General features: G+C 46.7%; 33 protein-coding genes, 1 tRNA gene and 1 pseudogene. 22 read left to right on the plus strand and 13 right to left on the minus strand.

What is annotated here, in order from left to right; translation table 11 throughout:
• The first annotated feature begins 20 nt into the window (after nucleotides 1–20).
• The 6 genes from JW968_04165 (at nucleotide 21) to JW968_04190 (ending at nucleotide 5,018) form a co-directional block, all read left to right on the plus strand.
• Entirely contained in the window at nucleotides 21–731 is a 711-nt protein-coding gene (locus JW968_04165; protein MBN1386142.1) for an RNA-binding protein, read from the plus strand.
• A complete protein-coding gene (locus JW968_04170; protein ID MBN1386143.1) occupies nucleotides 728–1,498 on the plus strand; it encodes an exosome complex exonuclease Rrp41 in 771 nt (256 codons plus the stop codon). The genes JW968_04165 and JW968_04170 overlap by 4 nt, the downstream gene beginning before the upstream one ends.
• The gene (locus tag JW968_04175) at nucleotides 1,491–2,264 is read left to right on the plus strand and encodes an exosome complex protein Rrp42 (GenBank protein MBN1386144.1); all 774 of its coding nucleotides are present in this window, start codon (nucleotides 1,491–1,493) and stop codon (nucleotides 2,262–2,264) included. The genes JW968_04170 and JW968_04175 overlap by 8 nt, the downstream gene beginning before the upstream one ends.
• A gap of 4 nt (nucleotides 2,265–2,268) precedes the next feature.
• Nucleotides 2,269–2,496, plus strand: coding sequence for a DNA-directed RNA polymerase subunit K (locus tag JW968_04180; GenBank protein ID MBN1386145.1), 228 nt, complete (start codon nucleotides 2,269–2,271; stop codon nucleotides 2,494–2,496).
• 46 nt (nucleotides 2,497–2,542) lie between these two features.
• Complete coding sequence (locus tag JW968_04185) at nucleotides 2,543–2,830, plus strand: DUF357 domain-containing protein (GenBank protein MBN1386146.1); 288 nt, start codon at nucleotides 2,543–2,545, stop codon at nucleotides 2,828–2,830.
• 181 nt (nucleotides 2,831–3,011) lie between these two features.
• Nucleotides 3,012–5,018, plus strand: a complete 2,007-nt coding sequence (locus JW968_04190; GenBank protein MBN1386147.1) for a transketolase — start codon at nucleotides 3,012–3,014, stop codon at nucleotides 5,016–5,018.
• Here JW968_04190 and JW968_04195 read toward each other — a convergent pair.
• The 6 genes from JW968_04195 to JW968_04220 form a co-directional block, all read right to left on the minus strand.
• Nucleotides 5,015–5,284, minus strand: coding sequence for a hypothetical protein (locus JW968_04195; GenBank protein MBN1386148.1), 270 nt, complete (start codon nucleotides 5,282–5,284; stop codon nucleotides 5,015–5,017). The genes JW968_04190 and JW968_04195 overlap by 4 nt on opposite strands.
• Nucleotides 5,285–5,289: 5 nt before the next feature.
• A complete protein-coding gene (locus JW968_04200) occupies nucleotides 5,290–6,264 on the minus strand; it encodes an RNA-guided pseudouridylation complex pseudouridine synthase subunit Cbf5 (GenBank protein ID MBN1386149.1) in 975 nt (324 codons plus the stop codon).
• Between the two features lie 200 nt (nucleotides 6,265–6,464).
• On the minus strand, nucleotides 6,465–6,926 hold the full coding sequence (locus JW968_04205) for a 60S ribosomal protein L31 (GenBank protein ID MBN1386150.1): 462 nt from the start codon (nucleotides 6,924–6,926) through the stop codon (nucleotides 6,465–6,467).
• A 5-nt stretch (nucleotides 6,927–6,931) separates the two neighbouring features.
• The gene (locus tag JW968_04210) at nucleotides 6,932–7,105 is read right to left on the minus strand and encodes a hypothetical protein (protein MBN1386151.1); all 174 of its coding nucleotides are present in this window, start codon (nucleotides 7,103–7,105) and stop codon (nucleotides 6,932–6,934) included.
• A 21-nt stretch (nucleotides 7,106–7,126) separates the two neighbouring features.
• Entirely contained in the window at nucleotides 7,127–7,453 is a 327-nt protein-coding gene (locus JW968_04215) for a hypothetical protein (GenBank protein MBN1386152.1), read from the minus strand.
• Between the two features lie 2 nt (nucleotides 7,454–7,455).
• The gene (locus JW968_04220; GenBank protein MBN1386153.1) at nucleotides 7,456–8,073 is read right to left on the minus strand and encodes a 30S ribosomal protein S19e; all 618 of its coding nucleotides are present in this window, start codon (nucleotides 8,071–8,073) and stop codon (nucleotides 7,456–7,458) included.
• A 264-nt stretch (nucleotides 8,074–8,337) separates the two neighbouring features.
• Here JW968_04220 and JW968_04225 point away from each other — a divergent pair, with 264 nt between their 5' ends.
• The 10 genes from JW968_04225 (at nucleotide 8,338) to JW968_04270 (ending at nucleotide 14,516) form a co-directional block, all read left to right on the plus strand.
• Nucleotides 8,338–8,613 (plus strand): hypothetical protein, encoded by a 276-nt coding sequence (locus JW968_04225; protein MBN1386154.1) that lies wholly within the window; start codon nucleotides 8,338–8,340, stop codon nucleotides 8,611–8,613.
• A 38-nt stretch (nucleotides 8,614–8,651) separates the two neighbouring features.
• Nucleotides 8,652–9,032, plus strand: coding sequence for a hypothetical protein (locus tag JW968_04230; GenBank protein ID MBN1386155.1), 381 nt, complete (start codon nucleotides 8,652–8,654; stop codon nucleotides 9,030–9,032).
• A gap of 54 nt (nucleotides 9,033–9,086) precedes the next feature.
• A complete protein-coding gene (locus JW968_04235) occupies nucleotides 9,087–9,854 on the plus strand; it encodes a hypothetical protein (GenBank protein ID MBN1386156.1) in 768 nt (255 codons plus the stop codon).
• Nucleotides 9,851–10,558 carry an orotidine 5'-phosphate decarboxylase gene (locus JW968_04240; GenBank protein MBN1386157.1) on the plus strand — a complete coding sequence of 236 codons (708 nt, stop codon included), beginning with the start codon at nucleotides 9,851–9,853 and terminating at the stop codon, nucleotides 10,556–10,558. Before JW968_04235 ends, JW968_04240 begins: the two co-directional genes overlap by 4 nt.
• Before the next feature lie 4 nt (nucleotides 10,559–10,562).
• Nucleotides 10,563–11,408, plus strand: coding sequence for a DMT family transporter (locus tag JW968_04245; protein ID MBN1386158.1), 846 nt, complete (start codon nucleotides 10,563–10,565; stop codon nucleotides 11,406–11,408).
• Between the two features lie 88 nt (nucleotides 11,409–11,496).
• Nucleotides 11,497–12,432, plus strand: coding sequence for an aspartate carbamoyltransferase (pyrB, locus tag JW968_04250; GenBank protein MBN1386159.1), 936 nt, complete (start codon nucleotides 11,497–11,499; stop codon nucleotides 12,430–12,432).
• Nucleotides 12,433–12,518: 86 nt separating this feature from the next.
• Complete coding sequence (locus JW968_04255; GenBank protein ID MBN1386160.1) at nucleotides 12,519–12,818, plus strand: hypothetical protein; 300 nt, start codon at nucleotides 12,519–12,521, stop codon at nucleotides 12,816–12,818.
• The gene (locus tag JW968_04260; protein ID MBN1386161.1) at nucleotides 12,818–13,261 is read left to right on the plus strand and encodes an aspartate carbamoyltransferase regulatory subunit; all 444 of its coding nucleotides are present in this window, start codon (nucleotides 12,818–12,820) and stop codon (nucleotides 13,259–13,261) included. Before JW968_04255 ends, JW968_04260 begins: the two co-directional genes overlap by 1 nt.
• Before the next feature lie 32 nt (nucleotides 13,262–13,293).
• Nucleotides 13,294–13,884, plus strand: a complete 591-nt coding sequence (locus JW968_04265; protein ID MBN1386162.1) for a methyltransferase — start codon at nucleotides 13,294–13,296, stop codon at nucleotides 13,882–13,884.
• 2 nt (nucleotides 13,885–13,886) lie between these two features.
• Nucleotides 13,887–14,516, plus strand: coding sequence for a hypothetical protein (locus tag JW968_04270; protein ID MBN1386163.1), 630 nt, complete (start codon nucleotides 13,887–13,889; stop codon nucleotides 14,514–14,516).
• On the opposite strand, the gene JW968_04275 is transcribed toward JW968_04270, so the two are convergent.
• Nucleotides 14,505–15,080 (minus strand): hypothetical protein, encoded by a 576-nt coding sequence (locus JW968_04275; GenBank protein MBN1386164.1) that lies wholly within the window; start codon nucleotides 15,078–15,080, stop codon nucleotides 14,505–14,507. The genes JW968_04270 and JW968_04275 overlap by 12 nt on opposite strands.
• A gap of 73 nt (nucleotides 15,081–15,153) precedes the next feature.
• Here JW968_04275 and JW968_04280 point away from each other — a divergent pair, with 73 nt between their 5' ends.
• The 3 genes from JW968_04280 to JW968_04290 are packed head-to-tail and all read left to right on the plus strand — an operon-like array spanning nucleotide 15,154 to nucleotide 15,889.
• Nucleotides 15,154–15,468: an MGMT family protein gene (locus tag JW968_04280; protein MBN1386165.1), complete on the plus strand. Its 315-nt coding sequence runs from the start codon at nucleotides 15,154–15,156 to the stop codon at nucleotides 15,466–15,468.
• Nucleotides 15,459–15,617: a hypothetical protein gene (locus tag JW968_04285; GenBank protein ID MBN1386166.1), complete on the plus strand. Its 159-nt coding sequence runs from the start codon at nucleotides 15,459–15,461 to the stop codon at nucleotides 15,615–15,617. The genes JW968_04280 and JW968_04285 overlap by 10 nt, the downstream gene beginning before the upstream one ends.
• A complete protein-coding gene (locus JW968_04290) occupies nucleotides 15,617–15,889 on the plus strand; it encodes a GNAT family N-acetyltransferase (protein ID MBN1386167.1) in 273 nt (90 codons plus the stop codon). The genes JW968_04285 and JW968_04290 overlap by 1 nt, the downstream gene beginning before the upstream one ends.
• Here the strand turns inward: JW968_04290 and JW968_04295 are convergent, their stop codons facing one another.
• The gene (locus tag JW968_04295; protein MBN1386168.1) at nucleotides 15,890–16,822 is read right to left on the minus strand and encodes a transcription initiation factor IIB; all 933 of its coding nucleotides are present in this window, start codon (nucleotides 16,820–16,822) and stop codon (nucleotides 15,890–15,892) included.
• A 264-nt stretch (nucleotides 16,823–17,086) separates the two neighbouring features.
• On the opposite strand from JW968_04295, the gene JW968_04300 reads away from it, so the two are divergent.
• Together JW968_04300 and JW968_04305 are read left to right on the plus strand one after the other, a co-directional pair.
• A complete protein-coding gene (locus JW968_04300) occupies nucleotides 17,087–17,479 on the plus strand; it encodes a hypothetical protein (GenBank protein MBN1386169.1) in 393 nt (130 codons plus the stop codon).
• A 62-nt stretch (nucleotides 17,480–17,541) separates the two neighbouring features.
• Nucleotides 17,542–17,638: transfer RNA gene (locus tag JW968_04305), tRNA-Ser, on the plus strand.
• A 19-nt stretch (nucleotides 17,639–17,657) separates the two neighbouring features.
• Here JW968_04305 and rlmD read toward each other — a convergent pair.
• From rlmD to JW968_04320, 3 genes and pseudogenes are all read right to left on the minus strand, one after another.
• Nucleotides 17,658–18,758 (minus strand): annotated as a pseudogene (gene rlmD, locus JW968_04310) (23S rRNA (uracil(1939)-C(5))-methyltransferase RlmD).
• 31 nt (nucleotides 18,759–18,789) lie between these two features.
• Nucleotides 18,790–19,077, minus strand: a complete 288-nt coding sequence (locus tag JW968_04315; protein MBN1386170.1) for a hypothetical protein — start codon at nucleotides 19,075–19,077, stop codon at nucleotides 18,790–18,792.
• Nucleotides 19,078–19,110: 33 nt separating this feature from the next.
• Entirely contained in the window at nucleotides 19,111–20,517 is a 1,407-nt protein-coding gene (locus tag JW968_04320; GenBank protein MBN1386171.1) for an HD domain-containing protein, read from the minus strand.
• 223 nt (nucleotides 20,518–20,740) lie between these two features.
• On the opposite strand from JW968_04320, the gene JW968_04325 reads away from it, so the two are divergent.
• Nucleotides 20,741–23,209 (plus strand): SMC family ATPase, encoded by a 2,469-nt coding sequence (locus JW968_04325; protein ID MBN1386172.1) that lies wholly within the window; start codon nucleotides 20,741–20,743, stop codon nucleotides 23,207–23,209.
• A 168-nt stretch (nucleotides 23,210–23,377) separates the two neighbouring features.
• Here JW968_04325 and JW968_04330 read toward each other — a convergent pair whose 3' ends face one another.
• Nucleotides 23,378–24,019 carry a hypothetical protein gene (locus tag JW968_04330; GenBank protein ID MBN1386173.1) on the minus strand — a complete coding sequence of 214 codons (642 nt, stop codon included), beginning with the start codon at nucleotides 24,017–24,019 and terminating at the stop codon, nucleotides 23,378–23,380.
• Between the two features lie 117 nt (nucleotides 24,020–24,136).
• Entirely contained in the window at nucleotides 24,137–24,985 is an 849-nt protein-coding gene (locus JW968_04335; protein MBN1386174.1) for a hypothetical protein, read from the minus strand.
• Nucleotides 24,986–25,034: the final 49 nt, after the last annotated feature.

Genomic DNA, 25,034 nt, shown 5'->3' on the forward strand with positions numbered 1-25,034 from the left:
ACAAACGATTAGGTGATAAAATGGGAACGATATTAGTGAAAGAGAAAAGTGTCGTTGTCCCCGGAGAAGAGCTGGCAGAAGGGATGGATTACCTGCCTGCGCAAGGGACATACAGACAAGGAGACTTCATAAGAGCCGCAAAACTGGGCCTTGTGAATGTAGACGGAAAGGTGATAAAGCTCATACCTCTTTCAGGGAGATACCTCCCGAAGAAGGGAGACACAATCATCGGGCAGGTCATTGATATATCCTTCAGCGGATGGAGGCTCGACATAAACTCAGCCTACTCAGCAATGCTGTCGCTTAAGGATGCCACCTCTGAGTTCATAATAAGGGGGGCAGACCTGACACAGTACTACAACCTGGGCGATTACCTTGTGGCAAAGATAACGAACGTCACCTCGCAGAAGCTCGTGGACCTGTCGATGAAAGGCCCGGGGCTGAGGAGCGTCAGGGGAGGCCGCATAGTGAAGGTCAACACCAACAAGGTCCCAAGAGTCATCGGAAAACAGGGATCGATGGTTGTCACAGTCAAGAATGCGACTGATACGAAGATCATCGTCGGCCAGAACGGCCTGGTCTGGGTGATGGGCGAGAATCCGAAGATGGAAGCCCTGGCAGTCAACACGATCAAGAAGATCGAGGCAGAAGCCCATATGCCAGGACTGACCGAGAGGATCAAGAATTACCTGGAAGAAGAAGTCAGGAAGCTCAAAGGTGAATCACAATGACTTACGACAAAAGATATGACGGAAGAGACTGGACCCAGCTGAGGGATATCGAAGCCAAGGCAGGAGTCATCAAGAAGGCTGACGGCTCAGCATGGTTCAGGATAGGCAAGACCGGGGCATATGCCGCAGTCTACGGCCCAAGAGAATTATACCCTAAGTTCCTGCAGGACCCTGAGAAAGGAGTCCTGAGATGCAACTACAACATGATGCCATTCTCAGGCGCAGGAGAGAGAGTAAGGCCGGGGCCGAGCAGGAGATCAAAGGAGATCTCAATGGTCACAGAGAACGCACTGAGGCCGGTCCTCGACCTCAATGAATTCCCGAATGCAGTTGTTGATGTTTTCATAGAACTGCCCCAGACAGATGCAGGATCAAGATGTGCGGGCATCTGCGCAGCGGCGATCGCGCTGGCTGACGCCGGGATACCCATGAAGGACCTTGTCGCAGCAGTCGCTGTCGGGAGGGTAGATGACAAGCTTGTGGTCGACCTGGATTACCAGGAGGAAGCCTATGATAGCGGGCCGACAGCAGACATACCTGTCGCGATGATACCCTCGACAGGCGAGGTGACGCTTCTCCAGCTTGACGGCGAGATAAAAAAAGAGCAGGTAGTGCAATGCATCGAGCTTGCCAGGGAAGCCATCAAGAACATAAACAGGATACAAAGGGATGCGCTGAAGGACAAGTACTATTTCGGGGATACCCACGACATGGCGCTAAACGATGATGAAACCCAGGAATTTGAAGGGGGTGATGACAGTGAATAAGGAACAGAAGAAGCATATCATACAGTCACTCAAACAGGGAGTCAGGCTTGACGGCAGGGATCTTGAGGAATACAGGGAAGTCATAATCGAGACAGGCATCTCAGCGACAGCAGAAGGCTCAGCAAGAGTCAAGCTGGGTGAGACTGAAGTGATTGCCGGAGTCAAGATAGGCATCGATAAGCCATTTCCAGACAGGCCGGATGACGGGATACTCATGGTCAATGCAGAGTTCCTGCCGCTGAGCTCGCCGGATTTCGAGTCAGGCCCTCCAGGGATAGAGTCGATCGAGCTGGCAAGAGTCGTGGACAGGGGGATCAGGGAGAGCAAGATGATAGACCTGAAGAAGCTGTGCATCAAGCCAGGCGAGAAAGTCTGGGGTGTCATGATAGACATCTGCACAGTCAATGTCGACGGCAATCTGCTGGATGCAGCAGGCCTTGCAGCAATGGCGGCAGTGAGGGATGCGAAATTCCCCTCATATGAGAACGACCAGGTAGACTACAAGAAGATGACAGAGAAAGGCCTTCCGTACAGCAAGCTTCCGATACCGGTCACAATCTTCAAGGTGGGCAATGTGTTCCTTGTCGATCCCACAGAAGAAGAAGAGGACCTCTATGATGCGAGGCTCACAGTGACCACAGAAGAGAGCGGACAGCTGTGCGCGCTCCAGAAAGGTGGCGAAGGGCCGCTGTCAGCAGATGATGTGAAGAAGATGCTTGAGATGGGTGCATTAAAGGGTGCAGAGCTCAGGGAAAAGCTGGGGTGAAAATATGCCTGAACAATACTCAAAATACGAGAGAGCCAGGCTCATTGGCAGCAGGGCACTGCAGATCAGCCAGGGAGCGCCTTTCATGATAAAGATATCAGAGAAAGAGCTTGAGGAGATAGGCTACAACCCGCTCGAGATCGCAAAGAGGGAATTCGAAGCAGGAGTCCTTCCGATAGAGATCAAGAGAAGCATGCCTAAGCTAGAGACCAAAGAGAAGAAATCCCCATAAGAAAATCCTCCGGACAGCATCTGAAGGATGATGGAAGCGGCTCAAGATGAAAGAAGTGACTGAAGAGAAGATGAACAGGGACATCGATGTCACAAAGAGGGCTCTGGAAAAAGCAAAGATCATTGTTCCAGAGAACTCCCATCTCTTCTCTGTTGCAAAAGACTTCTATGACATGGCAGAACGATACTTCAATGATGCACTGCACTTCAAAGAGAAAGGCGATTTCGTGAGAGCGGATACAGCGGTGTATTACGCGCATGCATGGCTGGATGCCGGAGCACGGCTCGGTGTATTTGATGTGCAGCATGATTCAACATTATTCACAGTTGACTAGGTGTTGGCATCAGATATTCTTCCCATGTCTCATATCCTATATCTCCGAATACAGGCATTTCTCACTCAAAATTTTTCTCTTATAAGTGAATAAAGCATATCAATGCAACTTATATATGCCCGCATCTGGATTCTATAACACAACTAAAAATAAAAACACCAGGGAGAATGAAACTCAGGATATGTACAAGAGATTATCTCCGGACCATAATATGATCCCCCCTGACCGGATGATGCGGAATGACAACGAATATGAAATCCTGATAAGCCAGCTCCAGGAGAATGCAAGACATCTCAGGGGCGATGCACTCATCATGACGAGCCTGGCGAAGTCAGGCCATGTCGGCGGATCAATGAGCTCAGCAGACATATTCAATGCACTCTATTCTTTGTTCGCCAGGGTATCTCCTGATGACCCGTGGAATCCAGAAAGGGACAGGGTCGTGATAGGTCCCGGGCATTACAGCGCCATAGCCTATGCAACACTGGCAAGGTGCGGTTTCTTCCCATTGGATGATGTATACACGGGTTTCAGGAACAGCACACTATTCGATGGCCATGTCAATATGCACATCCCCGGGGTCGAATGGAGCACAGGCAATCTCGGCCAGGGATTAAGCGCAGCAGCAGCGATGGCTTATGCGTCAAAGCGCAAAGGAATAGGCAATATGGTCTGGTACATCTCCAGCGACGGCGAATCACAAAAAGGACAGCTTGATGAGGCCAGAAGAGCCGCGTCAAAACTGGGTCTTGACAATCTTGTGGCGATTGTCGACTACAATGAGAGGCAGATCATGGGGGATTTCCACAGGATAATGGATGTTGATATCTTCGGGCAGTACACAACAGACGGCTGGGAAGCCATAGGCTCACGTCAGGAGATAATAGACGGTCATGATTACAGACAGCTGATAGAAGCGCTCGGCAGAGGAAAAGGAACAAGAGGCGGAAGACCGAAGGTGATCATCGCGAGGACAGTCATGGGGAAAGGATATTCAAGAATAGAAGGGGATTCACGCTGGCACGGCAGTCCGCTCCCTGAATCAGGCGACGGCCCGAATCTTAAAGAGGCTCTTTCAGAACTCGGCTTGAGCGATGAAGAATACTGCCGCATAAGGGACAGGAGGACAACTAATGACGGCAGGAATGTAATAAAATACAGCATCCCCAAAAGGCCGCTGCCCAGGCTCATAATAAATTCCGGCAAACCAAGAGTATACCCTGCTGGGGAGAAAAAGAGCCCGAGGGAGGGGTACGGCAATGCACTCATGGATCTTGAAGCGCTAAATCCTGGCAAGATAACCGGAATAGACCATGATCTGGGTGGCTCCACACAGATAACAAGGCTGTCTGATGATTCTCTGCTCCAATTAGGGATTACTGAGCATAACGGAGCGGCATTCGCAGGAGCACTCTCACTCGAAGGATTCCTTGTCTTCCATTCTACATTTGCAAGATTCGGCATAGAGGAAGTGTTCAACCAGCAGTATCTCAATGCACTGAACAGGACCAATCTAAAAGCTGTATACACCCACATAGGCTCGACAGTGGGGGAAGACGGAGCAACGCATCACTCAGTCAACTATATAGGGATGATGAGGCAGATACCCTCATTTGAACCGGGTGAGAAAGGTTTCAAGGTCATGATAGCCGCTGATGCGAACCAGGCTGACAGGATGATCAGGCACATGTCCACAAAAACAGGCAATGACATACTTCTCCTTTCAAGAGAATCCCTACCAATAATAACCGACAAAGGAGGCAAAACCTACTATGGGCGGGACTATGTGTTCGAATACGGGAAAGATGACTGGCTGAGGGGAGATGAAGATTCAGCACTCACAATATTCACCTATGGGCATATGGTACAGAGGGTGCTTGACGCTGTCAGCGAATTCGCAGATGAAGATATAGCCGTCGTCAACAAGTCATGCCCTCTTGAGAAAGATGAGGAGTCGCTCGGAAAATCGCTCAAGACAGGAAAGATACTTGTCGTCGAGGACCATCTTGAGGATACAGGGCTTGCGAGCATCCTGTCAAGGGAATTCTGGACAAGAGGCCTCGCCAGCGAAAATTTCCATAATATGGGTGTGAAGAGATTCGGCATCAGCGCGCCAGCAGAATCCGCCCTCACATACCATGGCATAAGCACAAAAGACATAAGACTGAAGATCCAGAGCCTGCTTTAGCTTTTCTCCCTCTCCAGTCTGAGGAGCTCAATCTCCTTCTTCAGCTCGATATCTGCATCCTTCAGTATCCTGTTCTCTTTTGTCAGCACAGATTCCATCTTAGACTCGATGTTAGTCAGCATCAGCTCAAATTCCTCCTCTGTCTCGGCCTGCTTCCTAAGCACCTGCCTAATAGCCTCGAGCAGGACCTGGTTCTGGGAATGCAGCTCTTCCCTGACTGACTCAAACATGATCCTCACCAATTCCTTATGCTCTTCAGTCAACATAACAATCACCTCATCATCTTCGGATAGATACCAGGAAGCATGAAAACCTTCTTGACATTCACAGCTCTGCCCTTATCAGCCATCATCTGCCGGGACGAAGCCTGCGCGTCGCCGAGAGCGACAAGCTCATCCTTCAATGTCATCACTGCGACCATGTCACCTTCCTCAATGCCTGAATCCAGCTGGGCTATCCCCGGGACATTCAGATTGGCGCCATGGCATAGTGAGTCGACAGTTGAGTCAAGCACAAAGATCTTAGGCAGATGGGAGACCGCCTTTTCGATAGGCTGGATAACATGCTTGATGTACAGATCATCCCCCTCTCTGAGATAATGGAATGCATCAGTAAGATCCTGCAGGGTGAACAGGGTAGATTCATCAAAAGGGCCTGCCTTAGACCTTCTCAGCTCGGCCATATGTGCGCCTGTACCGAGCTCCTTGCCTATATCATGCACGAGCTTCCTTATGTAAGTGCCGGCCTGGGTGCCGACCCTGAAGAGCACGTCCTGCTCCTTTATCTCTATGACATCCAGATAATAGATATCCCTTTCTCTCAGCTCCCTCTTCACAGCGCTCTTCACAGGAGGCTTCTGCATTATCTTCCCCCTGAACCTTTCAAGAACCTGCCCCAGTCTTGCCCCATCAACCGGCTTATGCAGGTGCATGAGACATATGTATTCCTTGCCTGCGATGAGCAAGGCCTGAGCTGCCCTGGTTCCTCTCCCTAATGCAATCGGAAGAACACCTGTGACCTTCGGGTCAAGAGTCCCTGAGTGGCCCGCCTTACTGATGCCGAGTATCTTCTGCACATAAGCAGAGACCTGATGACTGGTGGGGCCTCTGGGCTTGTCGATATTCACAACGCCATAATTAATGATATCAGAAGCTTTCCTATCCTCCGGCAGGCAGCCGAACTTAGGGTCTGTCTTAGCCTTCTTCCTCACAAGAAGTTCTCTCTTTATCTTTTCGAACGGCAACATTTTAGATTCTTTGCACTCTCTATGGGTGTATCCCCAGAATATACTGTCATATAAAAAGGTTTACATCAAACCATCAGACAGCTTCCGGTGATCCATGCCCGCAAACCAAGCATGCACAGAATCTATAAAAATAAGATCTATAAGAACACAATGAATAAGAATTAGAACATAAAAAACAGGAACTGAACAACAACCATGGATCATGCAGGTTTCTTATCCCCTGAATCTTCTGCACCTTCTGCTTCAGCAGCTTCCCCAGGCTCATTGTCAGACAGCTCAGCTCCAGGCGCCTCTTTTGCAGGAGACTTCTTCTCCTTATTCTCAGCAGGCTTCTCACTCTTCTTGCCTGCGACCATATCCCTGAGCTTAGCGCCGAATTTCTTCTTCTGCACTTCACTCTTCTCCTCGACAGGAGCGCCGACAAGCTCAACCCTGACAATGCCCTCGTCATCCTTCTTCGCAAGCACTTTCACATGATGCGGAGGATTCTTAATACCATGCTCCCAGAGCTTCATATTGAGATGCTTGCCAATCCTGACATCGTCAGACTTCATATGCTTGCTGATGAACTCCTTCACAGCCTTGACAGCCTTGTTTGTCCTCTTATATCTCTGGACCTTAAGGAATTCTTTCCTGAGCGGAATATTATACTCTCTTTCCATCATGATCACGCTTTTGTCTTAGTCCTTCTCCAGTTCCTCTTCACTTCAGTATGGCGGCCTGGATGGACCCTCTTGCCTGTACCATAGATCTTGGGCACTGTCCAAAAAGGAGCCCATCTTGTCTGCCTGCCCAGCTTGGCAAGCCTCTGCTTCTTGTTCGGGTGCTTATATCTCGCCATTGTCATTCACTTTAACTTCATTCAATCTTTCCTGATATGAAAATCAGCCTTCGGCTGCTGAAGCCTCATGAGCAGATCCCTGAGCTGGTCATCCTCAATGATGCTGACATTATTCTGCTGCATCGCCTGGAAGAGCATTGCAAGGACATTCAGCCAAAGCTCAGGATGGGCTGTCTTGATATTGCCATACCTTGACAGGGCATCTTTCGAAAGCCTCTGCTTGACAAACACGTCCATCGCACTTATCTGCTGCCTGGCATCCTCATCCTGCTGTTCCTTCTCAGCCGGGTCTTGAAATCTCTGCAGGTACTCTGTAAGCCTTCTCTTCTTTATTTCATCAAGATCCATTTTCACTGGGAGGGAGCCGGAGATCCTTCTGTCTTTCCTGTCTTCTCCGGGGCAGCCTTGTCTTCAGAGCTTTCAGATCCTTCAGCTGCCTTCTCCTCAACCTGCTTAGGTCTCGGTTCAGGCTTTGCCTCATGTTTCGGCTTCTCAGCCTTCTCTTCTTTCTCTGCCGGCTTCTTTGTATTGAAACCGAGTGATTTGTATAAGTCTGATGCAATCTTGTCGAGGAATGAGATCCCCTTTGGTGTAAGGACCCTGCCCTTATGACTGTCCTTGCTCTTCATCTCAATAAAACCTGCAGCTGTGAGCTGCTGGAGAACCTTTCTAAGGATAGAGCCGCTCCCTTTATACTGATGCTCCGGCTTATGGCCCCTGTTCTTCTTGCCACCATACTTTGTCCTGAGCTTCGCAACACCGATAGGCCTCTTTCTTGTGTAGATATATCTCAGCACAGCAGCTGCCCTCATATACCACCAGTCATCCTGGGCCGGAGGCCTGTCCTTGAAATGGCCGGTCTTGACAAATGAGGCCCAGTCCGGAGGCTGGATAGCATCAATCTTCTTGAGCTCTTCAGCTGCCTTCCCTATAAGATCGTTCGGCGGGACATCATAAATTGTAGTCATTTTTCCTGTTCACCTTTGGGGTTATTTATATAGTTTTTTATTGATATTATCATCCTATGGTTATAATCAGGCCATTTTTTTCTTATATCCTCAAACAGGTGATAAAATAGCCTTTTAACTCCATAATAATACTTACAGAACCTCTAAACCATTTCTTAAACCCAATGTTCAGAATTAAATGGTGGTTTATATAGATTGCGGATGGATTGCGGTTGGATTGCGGATGGTTAAATATAAATAGAGCCCTGGAAACATGATAGGCTAATGAATGAGTCAGCAAAAAAGGTGCTAGTGACAATATCCATCCTGGTATTGTTAGGGGTAATACTCTTCCTCATGTTCCAGAAGAACAAGACAGCAGAATTCCCCTGCGAGGCATGCCAGGAGATGAGCGAATGCAGGGGAGAATGCACGAGCTACTGCATGAAGAACTTCCTGTTCTATGTGGAGACAAATGCGCAGAGCAACGGCACGATAACATGCCAGTGCAACTGCAAGAATCCGCTCACTGCATTCAAGAGCACACCGACTCAACAATAATCAAGCGCAATAATCAAGCGGTGGTTTGGGGGGGAAAAATGAGAAACCTACTGATAAGCATAATGCTGATTTTCGGATTCATAGTCGTGTATTCAAATCCTGGCGCGGGACCAATCACCGGGAAAGCGATCAGCATGAATTCGCTCACGAATGTCAAGTATGTAATGGGACATGATGCTGATCCTGTGTACAAGCTGAAGAAGCATGGCATGGAAGACAACACACGTTGGCAGAACTGGATGGAAGAGCAGGACAGGATAAGGTTTGAGAGGAAAGTGAGAGAGAAGAACTGGGACAAGAAGAAGGCAGAGTTCTGTTCTGAGTTCGATGCTGACTGTTCACTGTTCTATGATCCGAAACGAGGAGAATGGAGAGAGTGGGCATATGATCCGGACATCGACGGACCGGATGGTGACTAAACTTCCACAATAAATCATTTTTTATTAAATCAAATTTTATAAAATCAAAATGGGGTGGTTTTTATCGAGGGTTATAAACAGGATTTTGCAAAACTATTAGCTGAGACCGGCTCCTTGTTCTTCGATAACGGCCTGAAGCTGAAAGACAAAAGAGAGACACCATATTTCGTGAATATGGGCATATTCAATTCTGGAAGGCTGATAAACCAGCTAGGTGAATATTATGCAGATATGCTTGTCAGCAGAGGGATGGGGGGCGAGGTCGACATAATATTCGGACCGAGCTACAAAGGCAGTGCAATCGCTGTCGCCATGGTCAGCTCATTGTACCAGAAGCATGGATTGGACCTGAAGTTCGTCTATGACCGGAAAGAGGAAAAAACACACGGAGAAGCGACAAAAGCAGGATCGATGTGGGTCGGAGCAAAGTTCTTCGACGGCTGCAGGGTCTATCTCGTGGATGATGTCGGGACATCGATGCAGACAAAATATGATGCAATAGATATGCTTGCAGCAGAAGCAGAAAGACAAGGCATCAAGATCAATCTTGTCGGAGTGGGGATCGGGGTTGACCGGGAACAGACAGGGCCGGTCTATGATACGGATGGGGCTCCTAAGAATGAGAAAGGAACAGATGCAATCAGAACATTTGCAGACAAGACAGGGATTCCAGTGCACAGCGTCATAGGCATAAGAGAAATCGTGCAATTCCTCCACGAGAACCAAATCCCTGTGAAGGTCAGAGGGAAGATGAGGCCTATCGATGAGGTGCTGATGAAGGGTTTTGAGGCTTATATGCGGAAATATGGGGTGGGAAGATGAGCATCATAAAATATCAAAAAAGCATAATCCCTGCATGCGATGTAGCGACACTGGAAGAACTCAGAGACTTGGTGAAAGCCACACATGATGTTCCAGGTGTCGGAGGCTATAAGATAGGATTTGAATTAGGATTGCCATTCAGCATACCAAAAGTCGTTGAGACGATAAGGGAGTTCACTGATCTGCCGATAATATATGATCATCAGAAAGCAGGCACAGACATCCCGGCAACAGGAAAGAAATTCGCGGATGCAGTAAGAGGTGTAGATGCTGTCATATTCTTTCCCCAGGCAGGACCTGTAACACTTGAAGCCTGGATCAAAGCAGCTCAGGAAGCAGGACTGGGCGTGATTGTCGGCGGTGAGATGACACACAAAGGATATCTCGAGACAGAAGGAGGCTATCTGAGAGCAGGTGCACCGGAAGAGATATACAAGCTGGCGGCATCACTCGGTGTCAAGGATTTTGTTGTCCCAGGCAACAGGCCTGAGAGGATCGGGATATACAAGAAATTGTTGGTTGGCATGGGTGTTGAGCCTGTATTCTATTCACCCGGATTGATCACACAAGGTGGCGACATTGCAGAAGGGGCAAAAGCAGCAGGCAGGTTCTGGCATGCAATCATAGGGTCAGGGATCTATGAGAAAGGCACAGTCGAGGCCATGAAAGAGGCGACCAGATCATATGCAAGCCAGCTGAAGTGAGAAAGTGCAGATAGGAATAATATTCGGCATAGTGTCCCTGCTTGGATGGGGTTTCCTGGATTATTTAGTGGCAGTTGCAGTAAGAAAGCATGACAGGATCAACCTATTCTTCTGGCATACAATAGTCGTCGTGGTGCTCTTGAGCATCATATCAGTTGTCACGGTACAAGATATGATCCTATCATGGAAGATACTGGCTCTAACAATCATCATGGGTGTCTTAGGTACAGTCGGAACTTTAGGTTATTATAGGGCTTTCCAGGAAGGGAAACTGACCTTGATGAGCGCTCTAGTCAATGCTTGGCCACTGCTTACGATAATCCTGGCAATATTATTTCTCGGTGATCATATCACGAGATTCCAGGGATATCTGATTATTGCCCTCATTGTCGGATCTGTGCTCACATCAATAGAGTTCCACAGGTTCAAGTATAAGGGATTGACAGCTGGCCTCAAGCATGTGATCATCCCCTTCTTTGCATGGGCATTCTATTTCATGGTGTTTGACATATTCACTGCACAGATCGGATGGATGCTTGCCATATTATACACCCATATATTCATATTAATCAGCACAATGATCTATGGACGATTGACAAAGATGGATTTCAGGTTCCATAAGAGCACGACAAGATATGTCCTCAGCATAGCTGTTTTGGAGGTGGTTGCATTCATATGCTATGGGTTGGGCATCACTTATGGATTCACAGCCTTGATAGCCCCCATAATCGCAGCAGTCCCTATAGTGACCGCTATACTGGCAAGGTTATTATTGAAAGAGAGGATATACCTGAACCAGAAGGCCGGGATAATCATTGTTGTCGCATGTTTAATATTATTAGCGCTGTAGTTGTCCCTAATTGCTCATAATGATTCTTAACCTCATTTTTCCAATACAATAATATTTTTATATCCTGCTCATCGCTGAATGGTTTTTGATGAGAAGATCCAATTTCAGGGACAAAGACATAATTTCTATCAATGACCTGTCAAAAGATGAGATAATCCATGTTCTCGAGACAGCGAAAAAAATCGAGCAGATGAGCGACAGGAAAAAGAGCAGCCTTCTCCAGGGAAAGATCCTGGCCACATTATTCTATGAGCCGAGCACAAGGACAAGGCTGAGCTTCCAGTCTGCAATGAAGAAGCTTGGCGGCCAGGTGCTGGGCTTTGCCGATCCACAGAAAGGAAGCTTTGCAAAAGGCGAGACTGTTTATGACACCATCAAGATGATGGAAGCATACAGCGACGTCATAGTGATAAGGCATTTCTGGGACGGAGCTGCGAGGGTTGCAGCAGAAGCGACACACAAGCCGGTCATAAATGCCGGGGACGGAAAGAACCAGCACCCGACCCAGACGCTCCTCGACCTCTACACGATAAAGAAGACACAGGGCAAGATAGGAAAGCTCCATGTCGCGATGGTCGGAGACCTGAAATATGGCAGGACAGTCCATTCACTCGCCTCTGCACTGAGCATCTTCGACGCCACACTCTATTTTGCAGCGCCTGAATCCCTCCAGATGCCTGATTATGTCATATCAGAACTTGAAGAGAAGGGCATCAAATTCACACTGCATGAAAAGATAGAGGAAATCATCGATAAAGTGGATGTGCTCTACATGACAAGGATACAGAAAGAGAGGTTCCCTGATGAGACAGAGTATGAAAAGGTCAAGAATGTATATGAGCTGGGCAAGTCCATGCTGAAAAGGGTCAAACCCAACCTTAAGATAATGCACCCTCTCCCCCGCGTCACAGAGATAAATAAGGATGTGGATGACACAAGATATGCCCACTACTTCCAGCAGGCTGCAAACGGAATACCTGTCAGACAGGCATTGCTATGCTTAACATTGGGAGTGATAAGATGAGTTATTCACATTCCGAATCCAATACTCCTGTAGTCAAAGTGGATCTTCCCTACACAAATAACACCAGATTAGGGGTGGATAGTGGAATGAGCGAAGATACACTTGATGCGTTCGTGTGGTTCCTTGGCGCTGTCAGGACCGTTCCAGACTGGTATGGGTGCCCTGAGGCACTCATGTACCTCAGTCGAAGGGATGGGAGCCAGGCACACGTCAGGATGCTGTTCAGAGGGATAGATTTCCACGGGATATGCCTTGACAAAGGTGACGCACAAGAAGGCGTCTTCATCAACAGGACAGAGCTGCCTGACTTCGTCACACGAAAACTGATCTATATATTTTCAGATCCTCAAGACAACTCGCTCGAGATAAGGATGCTGGTGAACTAATGAAACAGATAACAGTGAAGGCATTGGACAATGGGACTGTCATAGACCACATACCCGCTGATGAGATATTCAAAGTGGTTGAGATACTGAACCTCAAAGAGGAGTTCATGGTGCTCGGAACAAACTTCTCAAGCAAGAAGATGGGAAGGAAAGGGATAATCAAGATCGCTGACAAGGAATTGAATGAGAATGAGCTTAACAAGCTTGCATTGGTCACGCCGAATGCCACCATCAATGTCATCAAAGACGGCGAAGTGAAAGAGAAAAAACAGGTGAAGCTGCCAGAGAAGGTCGAAAACCTTGTCCAATGCGGCAATGCAGGATGCATAACAAGATTCGAGAATGTCAGCACAAAGTTCCATGTTGTCGCAAAGAATCCTGTGACCCTCAAATGCCATTTCTGCGAGAAGACCTTCATGCGCAACGAGCTGGTCCTAAGATAAACTATAAATACTCCTGTTCTAATGCAGTATGCATGACAGTCTATGAGCCAAGAGAGGACAGCTTCCTGCTCCAGAAGCATGTGAAGAAGCTGGCAAGAGGCCATGCGCTTGATATGGGGACAGGCACAGGGATACAGGCCCTTTCTGTTTATGACAAGGTCAAAGGGGTTGTCGCTCTTGACATAAATCCAGAAGCAGTTGATCTTGTCAGGAAGTCGATAGAGAAAGGCGGGATAAAGAACATGCTTGCATATGAGTCAGACCTGTTCGAAGGGCTCGAGAAAAACCAGGATCAGATAATCGAAACGCTGAGAATGAAGGAGATGAGATTTGACACAATCATCTTCAACCCTCCCTACCTGCCATCTGATGAATATGAAGATGAGGACACTGCCTCATACACCTCTGGAGGCAAGCAAGGGCATGAGTTGCTGGAGAGATTCCTTGAGAATGCCACAAAATACCTGAAACAGGATGGCATAATATTAATCGTCTTCAGCTCGATGACAGACAAGGCGATGGTGAACAGGACACTGAAAAAGAATCATCTCATCTTCGAACAGCTTGACAATGAGAAGCTCTTCTTTGAGGAGCTTTATGTATACAAGATATGGTGTGGATGAGGATGGATGACCTGCCAGCAGAAGTGAAGGAGAGAGTACAGCAGTTAGAAGCGTTCATGAAGGGGCATCGCGGGGCCATCTATACAGGCAAGTATCTTGGCAGGAAAGTCGCGGTCAAAGTCCAAAGGAGCGACACAGATGCTGTGGGAACAGTCGATAATGAAGCAGAGAAGCTCAAGGTGCTGAACCAGCATGACATCGGCCCCACACTGCTTTTCTCAGGCAAGGATTTCATGGTATATGAATTTGTCGAAGGGGAGTTCATACTGGACTATTTCGAGCACTGCGCACGGGAAGAGATGCTGGATGTCCTCAAGGATGTGATGAACCAGATGTTTGCGCTTGATCAGCTGGGCATTAACAAGGAAGAGATGCATCATCCAGTGAAGCATGTTGTCATCAGGGTTCATGACAGGAAACCAGTGCTGCTTGACTTCGAGAGGTGCAAGCATAATACAAAAATGAAGAATGTGACACAATTCTGCCAGTTCATTGTCGGCGGCAAGATGATGCCCTACATGGAGAAGCATCAGTTAGGTATAAGCCAGGCAAAGATGCTTGAGCTGGCGCAGAAATACAAGAATGAGAGGTCAAAAGACAACTTCAATGACATAATGGAATTACTGAGATGATTGGTCAGATGAGGAATACCTGGCTTTCACCTGTGCATATAACTCATTTGTCTGAGGAAGCCTCCTGATATTATCCATCAAGATGCTTTCGAAAAGAGAGAGCTGGGCAACAAGCATATCGATCTTCTCCTCATCTTCTGAAGCAGCCAATTCTGTGAGCATCTTTTCTATTTCTGGAGGGCCTGATCTGCCAGGACCCTCATTTTTGCTTAAATCATACCCTCTCATCAGGCCATAGATGAACAATATCCTGAACTCATCTTTCAGTGCCTTATCCGGGTCCGCTGCGCATCGGAGAAAATCAATCATCCTTGAAAACTGGGTCTCACTAATATCAGTCATTCCGTCAGCCTTCTGCCTTAACCCGCAATATTCTGACCTGCATTCTGCAATCCTTGCCATGAGCACCTCAAGACTCATTTTTTTTGATGGCAGGAAAATTTCAATATCCCCACCATCCCTTCTTGCAAGGCCCAGACGATAAGCAATATAATTCTCCATCAACTCCCGGTGAGCAGGGTCCCTGAGAACTACATCCTCATAGTATTGTCCAGGTGCTTTCATGCAGATGGTGATATCTGCGGATTTAATAATATTTTGGGATATATTTTTAAATCAGAAAGGCAAACATATGTTCATGGAATTCGATGAGAAGGTCTATAAAGCATTGCGGAAAGTGCCAAGAGGAAAGGTCACGACCTATAAAGAGTTAGCGAAAGCGATCCACTCGAAAGCATACAGAGCAGTGGGGGGAGCGATGAAAAGGAATCCAAGTGCTCCAGAGATCCCATGCCATCGTGTTGTCAGGAGTGATGGATCAATCGGAGGATTCGGCGGCCAGACAAAAGGAAGGAAGATCAATGAGAAGATCGCATTGCTGAGGAAAGAGGGTGTTGAGGTCTCTCAAGGGAAGATAGTTGATTTTGAGAAGAGGCTCTACAGATGGAGATAAGAGAAGTGTCATTTGAGGAAGCGATAAAGCTTGACAGGGAGATACCTAAATTCTCTGGAGAGAACAAGCTTGCTGATAACATAAACCTGATGAAAGAGAACAAGAGCCTCTGTATCATGGTTTTTGAGAATGGCAAACCCTGTGGTTAATGGCATCATATGACCGGTACAAGGATGGAAGCTTCTATTGCTGGATGACAGGGGTCAAGCCAGAATATCGCGGCAAGGGCGTTCTAAAACTGATGATGGACCATCTGATGAAGTGGGCAAAGAAAGAGGGTTATAAAAGTATCAAGATAAAGACCAGGAACAATAGGAGAGAGATGCTTGCTTATCTTGTCAAGTACGGATGGAATATCCTGGAGATAGATGACAGGGGTTCAGTTGAAGAAAACAGGATAATATCAGAAAAGGAAATATGATTATTCTTCGTCGGGCTTTTTCTTCTTCTTGGTCTTCTTGATATCCTTCTCAAGATCAAGCTTCTCAAGAAGCTCTTTATACCTGTTCCTGATAGTGACCTCAGTCACACCCGCAACATCAGCGACTTCCCTCTGGGTCCTCTTCTCGCCGTGGATGAGAGCGCTGACGTACAATGCAGCTGCTGCAATGCCAGTCGGGCCTCTTCCGCTTGTCAGCTCAGCTTTCTGAGCCTTATCAAGGATCTCGACTGCCTTTGACTGGGTCTCTGCACTGAGCTTCAATGAAGATGCGAACCTCGCAATGTAATCTGCAGGATTGCTTGGAAGGATTGCAATACCAAGCTCTCTTGTTATGAACCTGTATGTCCTTCCTATTTCCTTCTTCTCGATGCTGGAAGCCTCGCTGAGCTCGTCTAGTGTCCTAGGCACATCATGACGCCTGCAAGCAGCATACAAGGCCCCTGCAACCACAGATTCCATTGAACGGCCTCTGACAAGGCCTCTCTGGACTGCCAAAGTATATATCCTGGCTGCTTCTTCCTCTACAGATTTCGGGAGCTTCAGGAAAGATGAGACCCTCTTCAGCTCTGCCAATGCGAGCTTGAGATTCCTCTCGATAGCAGTGCTTATCCTGTACTGCCATTTCCTGAGCCTGAAGAACTTGTTCTTTGATTTTCCGCCGAGCTTGTACAGGTCAGCCTTCTGGCCGACTTCAGTGCCCAATCCCTGGTCGAACTGAGTATAAGTCATAGGAGCACCAGTCCTTCTCCTGGCCTGCCCCTGATCAGAATCAAACTCTCTCCATTCCTGGGTGAAGTCCACCATCTTGTCTTCGATGACTAGACCGCAGTCTTTGCAAATGACCTCTCCCTTCTCCTTGTTCCAGAAAAGGTTTATACCGCCGCATTCCGGACATTTCTTCACATATGCCATGCTATCACCTGTGCAACTAGGATTGTACAATTACGGATTTTTTTACCCCCTTAACCCCAACTTTGTTTGATTAGTAACTACAATAAGTTTATATAATACATCTATAAGTTATATATAAAGGTTTTGTTTTTATTTATAAAGCTTTCGCAAAATATATAAATTTTTCTCGGAAATGCTGTTTAATAATTTTGCTAAAACCTGATAAATCCAGGGCAAAATTTAAATAAGCCGCTCAATCAATCACATCATCCTTGAGGTGATTAAATGGAAAAAACAGCTAAAGAAAATTCTAGTGGAAATTCATTCGCATATCTTGCAATTGTTGCGATAGTTGCGATTGTGGCCCTGGTGGTGCTTGTGAGCGGGAGAAACAACGATTCAGTAACTCAAATGATATCTTCGGATTATTGTAAACAAATCGGAGAAAGTTTTGGACTTGAATTGCTAGAGTTCCAAGAAAACAGGTTGATACAAATTGATGAATGCAAAATTATCCTTGAATCAAAATATGATCAGATTATGCTAGATCGTGGGAATACTGTGGGTATGACACTGCAGGATGAGATTGGTGAACTATTGCCATATGGAAATCCCTTTAGAAATTGCAGAAAATATGGATTTGTAGCCTATCTAGATTGCCTTTCACAATACATCTGAGCTTTTTTTAATTTTCCTTTAAAAATATTTATAAAGTGCAGTTTTTTCTTAATGACAAAAATGCCACGGTCGCATAATCTGGTATTGCGCTAGCCTTGAGTCACGCGCAAGCAAGCTAGTTTCCTTCGGGATGTCCTGGTTCGAATCCGGGCCGTGGCGTATTCTTATCCTGAACCTTCCTAACCAATTCAACGACTGCCTCGCAATGCAAGGTCTGGGGAAAGAAATCAAACAATGCAGCACTCTTGACAATATAATCCTTGAATTTCTTCAGATCCTTGGCTAGCTGCCCGATATTGCAGGATACATAGATAATCACTTCTGGCTCCAGCCTTTTCAGCTCCAGGATGGTCTTCTCATCCATACCGCTCCTTGGAGGATCGGTTATGACATACAAAGGCTTGCGCAATGGAACCTTCCTAAGCTGTTTGGCGTCAAGGAGAATCGCCTTTGCATTCTTCACACTGTTCTTCTCAATATTAAGCTCAGCTGCCCTGATTGATTCAGGCACATTCTCGACTATCAGCACATCCCTGAAAAGATCTGCGCAGATGATGCCGAAGCAACCTACACCACCATACAGATCCAGGAGGCATGCGCTCCCAGTATCATACTGACTCAGGACATCGCGGCCATAGCTGTACATCTTCTCAGCCATGCCATGGTTGTTCTGGAAGAATCCCTGGGAGCTGAAGGAGAAATGCCCGCCAAGATAGGTCTCCTCAAGGAAGGAACGGCCTTTCACCACAAAGAAATCATCTGAGACACTCGCATCAGAATCCTTGGGCACAAAAGTCACCAAGATATTGTCTGCAGAAGTCCCCTCACTGAAAGCTCTGACCTGCCCGATCGCCTTATCCAGATGAGCAGAATCCCTGTTAAGCACAAATGAAATGCCCGAGCCTCCTTCTGCGCACCTGATCACTGCATATCTGAAGGTCCCTGCCTGTCTTCTCCTGTCAAAAGCATCTGCACCCTTGAAATATGCCCTGACCTCATGCAAGAGCCGGTTCAGCACCTCATCTGAAATCACACATCTATCGATATCCACAAACCTGTCAGGCCTGGATTTCTGCCTGAAGCCTATGCCCTCGCTGAAGAAGATGAAATCCATCCTGTTCCTGTAATGATATTCATCGCCGAAGAAAGCCTTTACCTGCCCGAAGCCGATGGACTTGGCAAGCCTTTTCCTCTTATTCTCGACCTGCAATCCATAGTCAATATGCTGTGCTGTGCAGCCACCGCATTGGCTGAAATATTCGCATAAAGGATCTCTCATGATATGCTATCAGAATCTCCCATATAAATAATTAGCCCTGCGATATCCTGATAAACAGCATCCTTAGGAATACCAGCAGGATCATCAGGCCCAGATAATGAATGAAGAAATCTGCCAGCAGCTTGACAGAGCTCGGATTCTTCATCTTATCGATCTTGATGATTATGTGGCAGGCATAATAATATGAGAAGATGAAGAACAGGATGAAATAAAACCATGATGCTGAGAAAGCACCGAGGAAGATGACAAACAAGATAGAGATCGAGAGGAAGACATAGATCTTCAGCTTGGACGGCGCAAAAAATTCTTTCAGGTCCATGAAGCCATCAATCGGACAGAGATTTAAAAATGTTTAGAAATTGACAACACGCAGCTGGGGCCTTTCTCTCTCGCTCCGGATTATCTTAGACTTCACAAGGTATTCCAGGACCTGCACAAATCCTGGATCATACCAAGTGCCAGAATGCCTCTTGATATCATCAACAGCATCAATAGCAGAGCGGCTGTCCTTGTAGTTCCTCCCATTCACCATCACATCGAATGAATCAGCAATCCTGATGACTCTTGACTCCGGCAATATCTCCCTGCCTTCCAGACCCCTCGCGTAGCCTGTCCCATCATAGTTCTCATGATGCTGGCTGACAACGACACCCACCCTCTTGAGACCTGGGATCATGCAAAGCTTCTGAGCGCCCAATTCGGGATGGAATTCCATCATGGCCCTCTCCAAGGCCCCATATCTCCCTTTTGTCCTGATAAGCTCAGAGGGAACAAGCATCTTGCCGATATCATGCACCATGGCAGAATTCCTGAGGCATCTCATCTGGTCATCAGAGAACCCTATCTCTGAACCCATCCCCCCAGCAATATCACTGACTCTCCTCGGATGGCCCAGATTCATATGATTGGCTATCTCAAGCATGCCCATAAAGGAACATATTGTTGATCCTGAGACCTCAAGCAGTTGCAGATGAGATTCCACATAATTCGCAGGAACCTTGACATGCTCGATATCTCCCTGGTCAAATCTCCTGCCTGTGCTTCCGAGCACTATCGCACCAATGACCTTGCCAAAATTGATGATAGGATAAGTCAATATGGAGCCTGACTCTGTGCCGCACACAATATTGGCATCAACACCCGAAATATCAGGACCTGTCAAGGAAGAGTATCTTGAGCCAAGACCATTCATCAGAGATACCTTGACTCTGCTTCGCTGCTCATCGTTCAGGCCCCGGCTTGCACCAAGCTGATAGAAACTGTCATTAGGCGCCTTGAAGGCAACGAATCCGAAATCATAACCCACTGAATCCTTCAGCGCATCAAGGGATTGCTCCATCTTGTCATTATTGTATCTTGTCTTGACACCTGTGTTCTCCCTCCTGAACCACTCAAGGTCAGTGGAATCAAGAGCAAAGACAACAGAGCGATCCTCATCAGGGATAGCCTGAAGCAATAGATAAGCATTATTCCGATCTGCGACAGGATTGGGCTTGCCTGGTATTTGCAGTCCAGCATACATCCTGGATGCCTGGCCGATAATAGCAGTCTGGCGCATCCACTCATCATAACCTCCCTGCTCCAATGATGGTATCCCAGAAATATCTGACGGAATCTCATCAAGGCCTACCATGGACATGAATTGCTCATTTATCCCAGAAACAGCTCCGTCACGCCGGTACTGGATGAATCCGAATGGACCAGCATTTATCAAACCGATCATTTCCTGCGCATCCAAAACCCTCAGACAGTTCTCCATCAAGCCTCATCCTGCCACCTCTCCTTTTCAATGGAAAATACCCAAATCACTGATCAATTTTATTGATTGTCAAGTAGATATGGGATTTAATCCTCAGGCAGGAGAAATAGTGCCTATAAAAGCATTTGTGTAATCATATCCATGTAATCACATTTATGTAATCATATCCATGTAATCAGGAAAACGAAAAATTATAAACCCTATTTTTTTAATCACTAATCCTATGCGATTGCAGTACATAAAACTTGAGAACATAAGGAGCTATGTCACTAACATGATACAATTCCCTGAAGGTTCTCTGCTGCTTAGTGGAGACATCGGCAGCGGGAAATCAACTATACTCCTAGCAATAGAATTCGCCCTGTTCGGACTCAAGAGGAAGCAGCTCTCAGGGACAAGCCTCCTGCGTCATGGGAAACCAAGCGGCAGTGTTGAGCTGTGCCTCGGCCTCGACGGGAAAGAGATAATTATCAAAAGAGGGCTCAAGAGGAGCAAGACAAGCGTGACGCAAGACTCAGGATATATCATAATCAACGGCGTCAAGGAAGAGCTGACACCCATGGAGCTAAAGGCCAGGGTATTCGAGATACTTGGATATCCAAGCGAGCTCGTAGGCAGATCCGAGGACCTGATATACAGATATACTGTCTATACACCCCAGGAAGAGATGAAGCACATCCTGTACGAGGATCCTGATGCCAGGCTTGATACTCTCAGGAAAGTCTTCGGAATAGACAAGTACAAGAGGGTCGTCGAGAACACGAATATATTCCTCAGAAAGGTCCGGGAGACCCAGAAAGAGCTTGAGGGCCAGATACAGGACCTTGAAGAGAAGGAAAAGGCATATCAGGCCCGCGAGGAAGAGATAACCTCACTTGTGCTGAAGCTGGAGACAATCAGGCCAAACCTCGAGAGGGTCCAGAGACAGATGAGAGATGCCAGGACAAGGTTCGAGGAGACAGAGAAGAAGATAAGCGAGCTCATGGAGCTCAGGAAGCTCAAAGAGCTCAACGAGCAGGCATTGAAGCACCTGAATGAAGACAAAGAGAGATGCAAGTCAGAGATAGCAGACAGCGAGCGCCAACTGGCACACCTCAGCAAGGAAGCACAGGATGTGCTGATAGAGGGGATAATCGAGGATCCCTTGAAAATCGAAGAGGACATAATCAACCTCCAGAACAGGATATCAGAATACAACACGAACAAGATAAGAACAAAGGACAAGATCAATTTCCTGACACAGAAGATAAGCGAGCTCAAGCATGATATCAATGAGAAGACTGCAAGGGCTGATGTGGATGTGAAGAGACTGCAGATAGAAGACATCAAGAGCAGGATATCAAGAAAAGAGGAGCTGGCCGAGTCCATCAGGCGGGCGGAATCAAGAATCGAGACGCTCAGGGACAGCATCAGCAAACTGAGAGCCCACAAGGAGAACACTGAAGGCATTATACAGGACATATCAGGCTTAAGGGAATGCCCGACATGCTTCCAGCTTGTCACAGAAGACCATAAGCACAAGGTGGCTGTCAAGCAGAAATCAGTATTGGGAGAGTTTGAGAGAAAGCTTACAGATATCGATGCAGAATATAGACGAATAATCGAGGACAGGGATCTTACAGTACAGAAGAAAGAGGGGATATCAAAGCTGGAAAGGGAGTATGATAGGCTGATGCTGGAGATAAAGCAGGCTGAGAGCCTCAGTGAAGAGGTAGAGAAGAAGATGAGGATCATCTCAACATATGAGGCTGAGCTGAAGAAAGCTGCCGAGGACAGCAAGGCCTTCGAGAGCTTCGACGCGACAGGTGCAGCAAAGAGCATAGAAGAGCTGAAAAGGAAGCTCAATGCAATCAACCAGATAAAAATCAAGATGGAGCGAAAGAGAAATATCGAGAACAACATGAGACAGGCAACTGCCAGGATTGAATCTCTCAGCAAATCACTCATAGAAAACCAAGATAAGCAAGACAAGCATTCCAGGAAGATAAGGGATATAGATGCGCGCAGATCACAATTGTCAGGTGTTGAGGGTATATTCGACAAGATAAAAAGAGATCTGGAAGAGATAACAGAGGCTGAAAGGAGACTGGAGCTGGATAAAATATCAGTGGAGAAAGAGAAAGAGACACTAGTGAACATAAACAAGTCATTGAGGGAAGAGATCAGGAAGAAGCAGGAGACAAGAGCGAGGATAGAATCGCTCCTCAAGCTCAAGAACTGGTTCAGCGAGCATTTTGTGAACATGGTCAATACAATGGAGAAGCATGTCATGTACCGCGTCTATAATGAATTCAATGACACATTCAGGAAATGGTTCAATGAGCTCATTGAAGAGGAAATAATGACCACAAGGCTTGATGACTCATTCACACCGCTCATTGAGCAGAATGGATATGAAGCAGAGCTGGACGCCCTGTCAGGGGGTGAGCGGACTGCGGTGGCGCTCGCTTACAGACTTGCACTGAACAGGGTCATAAATGACATAATCTCAGACATTAAGACAAATGACCTGATCATACTCGATGAGCCCACAGACGGGTTCTCGACAGAACAGCTCGACAAGGTGGGTGATGTGCTGCGGGAGATGGGGGTCAAGCAGACCATCATAGTATCACATGAGACAAAGATCGAAGGATTTGTAGATAATGTGCTGAGGGTCAGGAAAGAGGGGCATGTCAGCAGCGTGTCATGATCAGGTTAATCAATCCTTTCAGTCCTCCGGATTTATTTTTCTTGGCAGGACAATGTTTTTTGCAGGATCATGACCACTGATGCCAAGAATGCTCCTGCAAGATTAAATATTATATCAAGAATCGTGTTCTGCCATTCCCCACAGCTGTGAAGTCAGCTGGCACCTTATTTAAGGAGGACATTCGTTACACTCAGTCCTCCGAATTTCTTTTTCTTGGCAGGACATTGCTTTTTGCAGGATCATGATCATGGATCCGAAAAGAGCCCCTATAAGGTTGAATATTATATCAAGAATCGTGTTCTGCCATTCCCCAAAGTCACCTGTGCCATAGAACAGAATACCCTCACCTGGTCCGAAGAACCTGAATCCCACATATTCTGTTATCTCAATTATGGACCCAAATCCAAGCGATATCATTATGGAGAAGAGAGCGATCTCGAACAATTTCCTCCCCCTGCTGATGCCATTACCCCTTGCTGTCTCATACAGATAATTGAAGACAATGAGGCAGAAGACAAAAGCCCCGAAGAAATGGGTGTAATGGTCATATCTTATCCCAAAAGGCTCAGTGGAATACCAGCCGAAAGTGCCAAGGCCATGAAGCAATATCCCAAGAGAGCCCATGACCATCAGATAAGGGTTTATTTGATACTTCTTCCTGACAGCATAAAGGATTAATGCGATGCCCATAAGCATGATATTGTCGATGACCCATTCCGTGCCTTGGAATGATGCATAGATATAGAATGAGATCAAGATAATCAGAAGCAATGATATAATCGACTGTTCAATCCTATCCTGTTCTACCATTTCAGGAAGTTAATGTCCATAATTCTTAAATCTTTTGCCTGCAAAATACAACATGATTAGACCCAAAAATGGATAGACCTAAATCAATAATAGACCTAAATCAACGATAGACCTAAATCAATATGATCCATCCCTTGGTCCGGCAAATGTCTGGATAAGATTATTCGCAAGAACACTGACCTGTTCTTCAGGTCTTCGTTCAGGCAGATCCAGGCCTCCCAGAACACGCGCATAACAATAATGTAGCATCTGGCTTGTCAACCTGAAATATGCTGATCTCAGCTTAAGGATTGATTTCAGCGCCTTATCATTGTTATGTGCCTTCAATTCATCTTCTGCATTATGGTATTGCCTGTCAAATTCAGAGACAAGCAGGTCTATCTTCCTCGCCTTCTCAGGACTCTTCATTGATTTGTGATACCTTAATGCAGATGAGATGTCCATGTCCAAGATGCCCATTATATGATTCAATGATTTCATATGGCCGCTGCAATAAGATTTGATCCTTTCGACCCTGGATGCAAGCAACCCTTTCTCTCTTCCGTCCTCAAAATTCGCTTCAATGAATCTCAATGACTCATGCGCGAACATGTAATCCATGTAATTGAGCGCATTATCAAGGGCTTCCTGATAAGGATTCCTGAACAATCCCTTTGCCTTGGCAATCATCCCCTGATATCTCATCTCAAGGGCGGACCTGGCGATCTCATACAAGGTCTGGATCTCATTCAGGCTTCCGTGCCCAGGACTTGTCAGAACCTCAGCAGTGATCTGGGGATTCAGCTTGAGCAGGAAAACCTCAATCACATCATCAAGATTCACAGATCCTTCTGAACTGCCATATCCTATCGTGCTTTCTATAAACTGCTCTCTTGCACTCTGGTCCATAGAGAAAATATCAGAATCATATAGGCCATGCTCCCTAAGCCTCAGGTCCTTCCTAGTCAGCTCTTCATCAGTCCCCATAACAGGTGGCAAGCCCGGATATTTAAAAAGTTAATTATCAGAATATATA

This window comes from Candidatus Woesearchaeota archaeon (assembly GCA_016928155.1).
In the GTDB taxonomy this organism is placed as follows: domain Archaea; phylum Nanobdellota; class Nanobdellia; order Woesearchaeales; family JAFGLG01; genus JAFGLG01.

Coding starts and splice junctions, on each gene's coding strand:
- JW968_04300 (MBN1386169.1), top strand. CDS start 17,087: ATGGAAAAAACAGCTAAAGAAAATTCTAGTGGAAATTCATTCGCATAT.
- JW968_04195 (MBN1386148.1), bottom strand. CDS start 5,284: ATGTTGACTGAAGAGCATAAGGAATTGGTGAGGATCATGTTTGAGTCA.
- JW968_04335 (MBN1386174.1), bottom strand. CDS start 24,985: ATGGGGACTGATGAAGAGCTGACTAGGAAGGACCTGAGGCTTAGGGAG.
- JW968_04190 (MBN1386147.1), top strand. CDS start 3,012: ATGTACAAGAGATTATCTCCGGACCATAATATGATCCCCCCTGACCGG.
- pyrB (MBN1386159.1), top strand. CDS start 11,497: ATGAGAAGATCCAATTTCAGGGACAAAGACATAATTTCTATCAATGAC.
- JW968_04320 (MBN1386171.1), bottom strand. CDS start 20,517: ATGGAGAACTGTCTGAGGGTTTTGGATGCGCAGGAAATGATCGGTTTG.
- JW968_04330 (MBN1386173.1), bottom strand. CDS start 24,019: ATGGTAGAACAGGATAGGATTGAACAGTCGATTATATCATTGCTTCTG.
- JW968_04165 (MBN1386142.1), top strand. CDS start 21: ATGGGAACGATATTAGTGAAAGAGAAAAGTGTCGTTGTCCCCGGAGAA.
- JW968_04230 (MBN1386155.1), top strand. CDS start 8,652: ATGAGAAACCTACTGATAAGCATAATGCTGATTTTCGGATTCATAGTC.
- JW968_04180 (MBN1386145.1), top strand. CDS start 2,269: ATGCCTGAACAATACTCAAAATACGAGAGAGCCAGGCTCATTGGCAGC.
- JW968_04270 (MBN1386163.1), top strand. CDS start 13,887: ATGGATGACCTGCCAGCAGAAGTGAAGGAGAGAGTACAGCAGTTAGAA.
- JW968_04265 (MBN1386162.1), top strand. CDS start 13,294: ATGACAGTCTATGAGCCAAGAGAGGACAGCTTCCTGCTCCAGAAGCAT.
- JW968_04205 (MBN1386150.1), bottom strand. CDS start 6,926: ATGGAAAGAGAGTATAATATTCCGCTCAGGAAAGAATTCCTTAAGGTC.
- JW968_04260 (MBN1386161.1), top strand. CDS start 12,818: ATGAAACAGATAACAGTGAAGGCATTGGACAATGGGACTGTCATAGAC.
- JW968_04290 (MBN1386167.1), top strand. CDS start 15,617: ATGGCATCATATGACCGGTACAAGGATGGAAGCTTCTATTGCTGGATG.
- JW968_04315 (MBN1386170.1), bottom strand. CDS start 19,077: ATGGACCTGAAAGAATTTTTTGCGCCGTCCAAGCTGAAGATCTATGTC.
- JW968_04240 (MBN1386157.1), top strand. CDS start 9,851: ATGAGCATCATAAAATATCAAAAAAGCATAATCCCTGCATGCGATGTA.
- JW968_04225 (MBN1386154.1), top strand. CDS start 8,338: ATGAATGAGTCAGCAAAAAAGGTGCTAGTGACAATATCCATCCTGGTA.
- JW968_04215 (MBN1386152.1), bottom strand. CDS start 7,453: ATGGATCTTGATGAAATAAAGAAGAGAAGGCTTACAGAGTACCTGCAG.
- JW968_04285 (MBN1386166.1), top strand. CDS start 15,459: ATGGAGATAAGAGAAGTGTCATTTGAGGAAGCGATAAAGCTTGACAGG.
- JW968_04185 (MBN1386146.1), top strand. CDS start 2,543: ATGAAAGAAGTGACTGAAGAGAAGATGAACAGGGACATCGATGTCACA.
- JW968_04210 (MBN1386151.1), bottom strand. CDS start 7,105: ATGGCGAGATATAAGCACCCGAACAAGAAGCAGAGGCTTGCCAAGCTG.
- JW968_04220 (MBN1386153.1), bottom strand. CDS start 8,073: ATGACTACAATTTATGATGTCCCGCCGAACGATCTTATAGGGAAGGCA.
- JW968_04280 (MBN1386165.1), top strand. CDS start 15,154: ATGGAATTCGATGAGAAGGTCTATAAAGCATTGCGGAAAGTGCCAAGA.
- JW968_04275 (MBN1386164.1), bottom strand. CDS start 15,080: ATGAAAGCACCTGGACAATACTATGAGGATGTAGTTCTCAGGGACCCT.
- JW968_04200 (MBN1386149.1), bottom strand. CDS start 6,264: ATGTTGCCGTTCGAAAAGATAAAGAGAGAACTTCTTGTGAGGAAGAAG.
- JW968_04325 (MBN1386172.1), top strand. CDS start 20,741: ATGCGATTGCAGTACATAAAACTTGAGAACATAAGGAGCTATGTCACT.
- JW968_04170 (MBN1386143.1), top strand. CDS start 728: ATGACTTACGACAAAAGATATGACGGAAGAGACTGGACCCAGCTGAGG.
- JW968_04255 (MBN1386160.1), top strand. CDS start 12,519: ATGAGCGAAGATACACTTGATGCGTTCGTGTGGTTCCTTGGCGCTGTC.
- JW968_04295 (MBN1386168.1), bottom strand. CDS start 16,822: ATGGCATATGTGAAGAAATGTCCGGAATGCGGCGGTATAAACCTTTTC.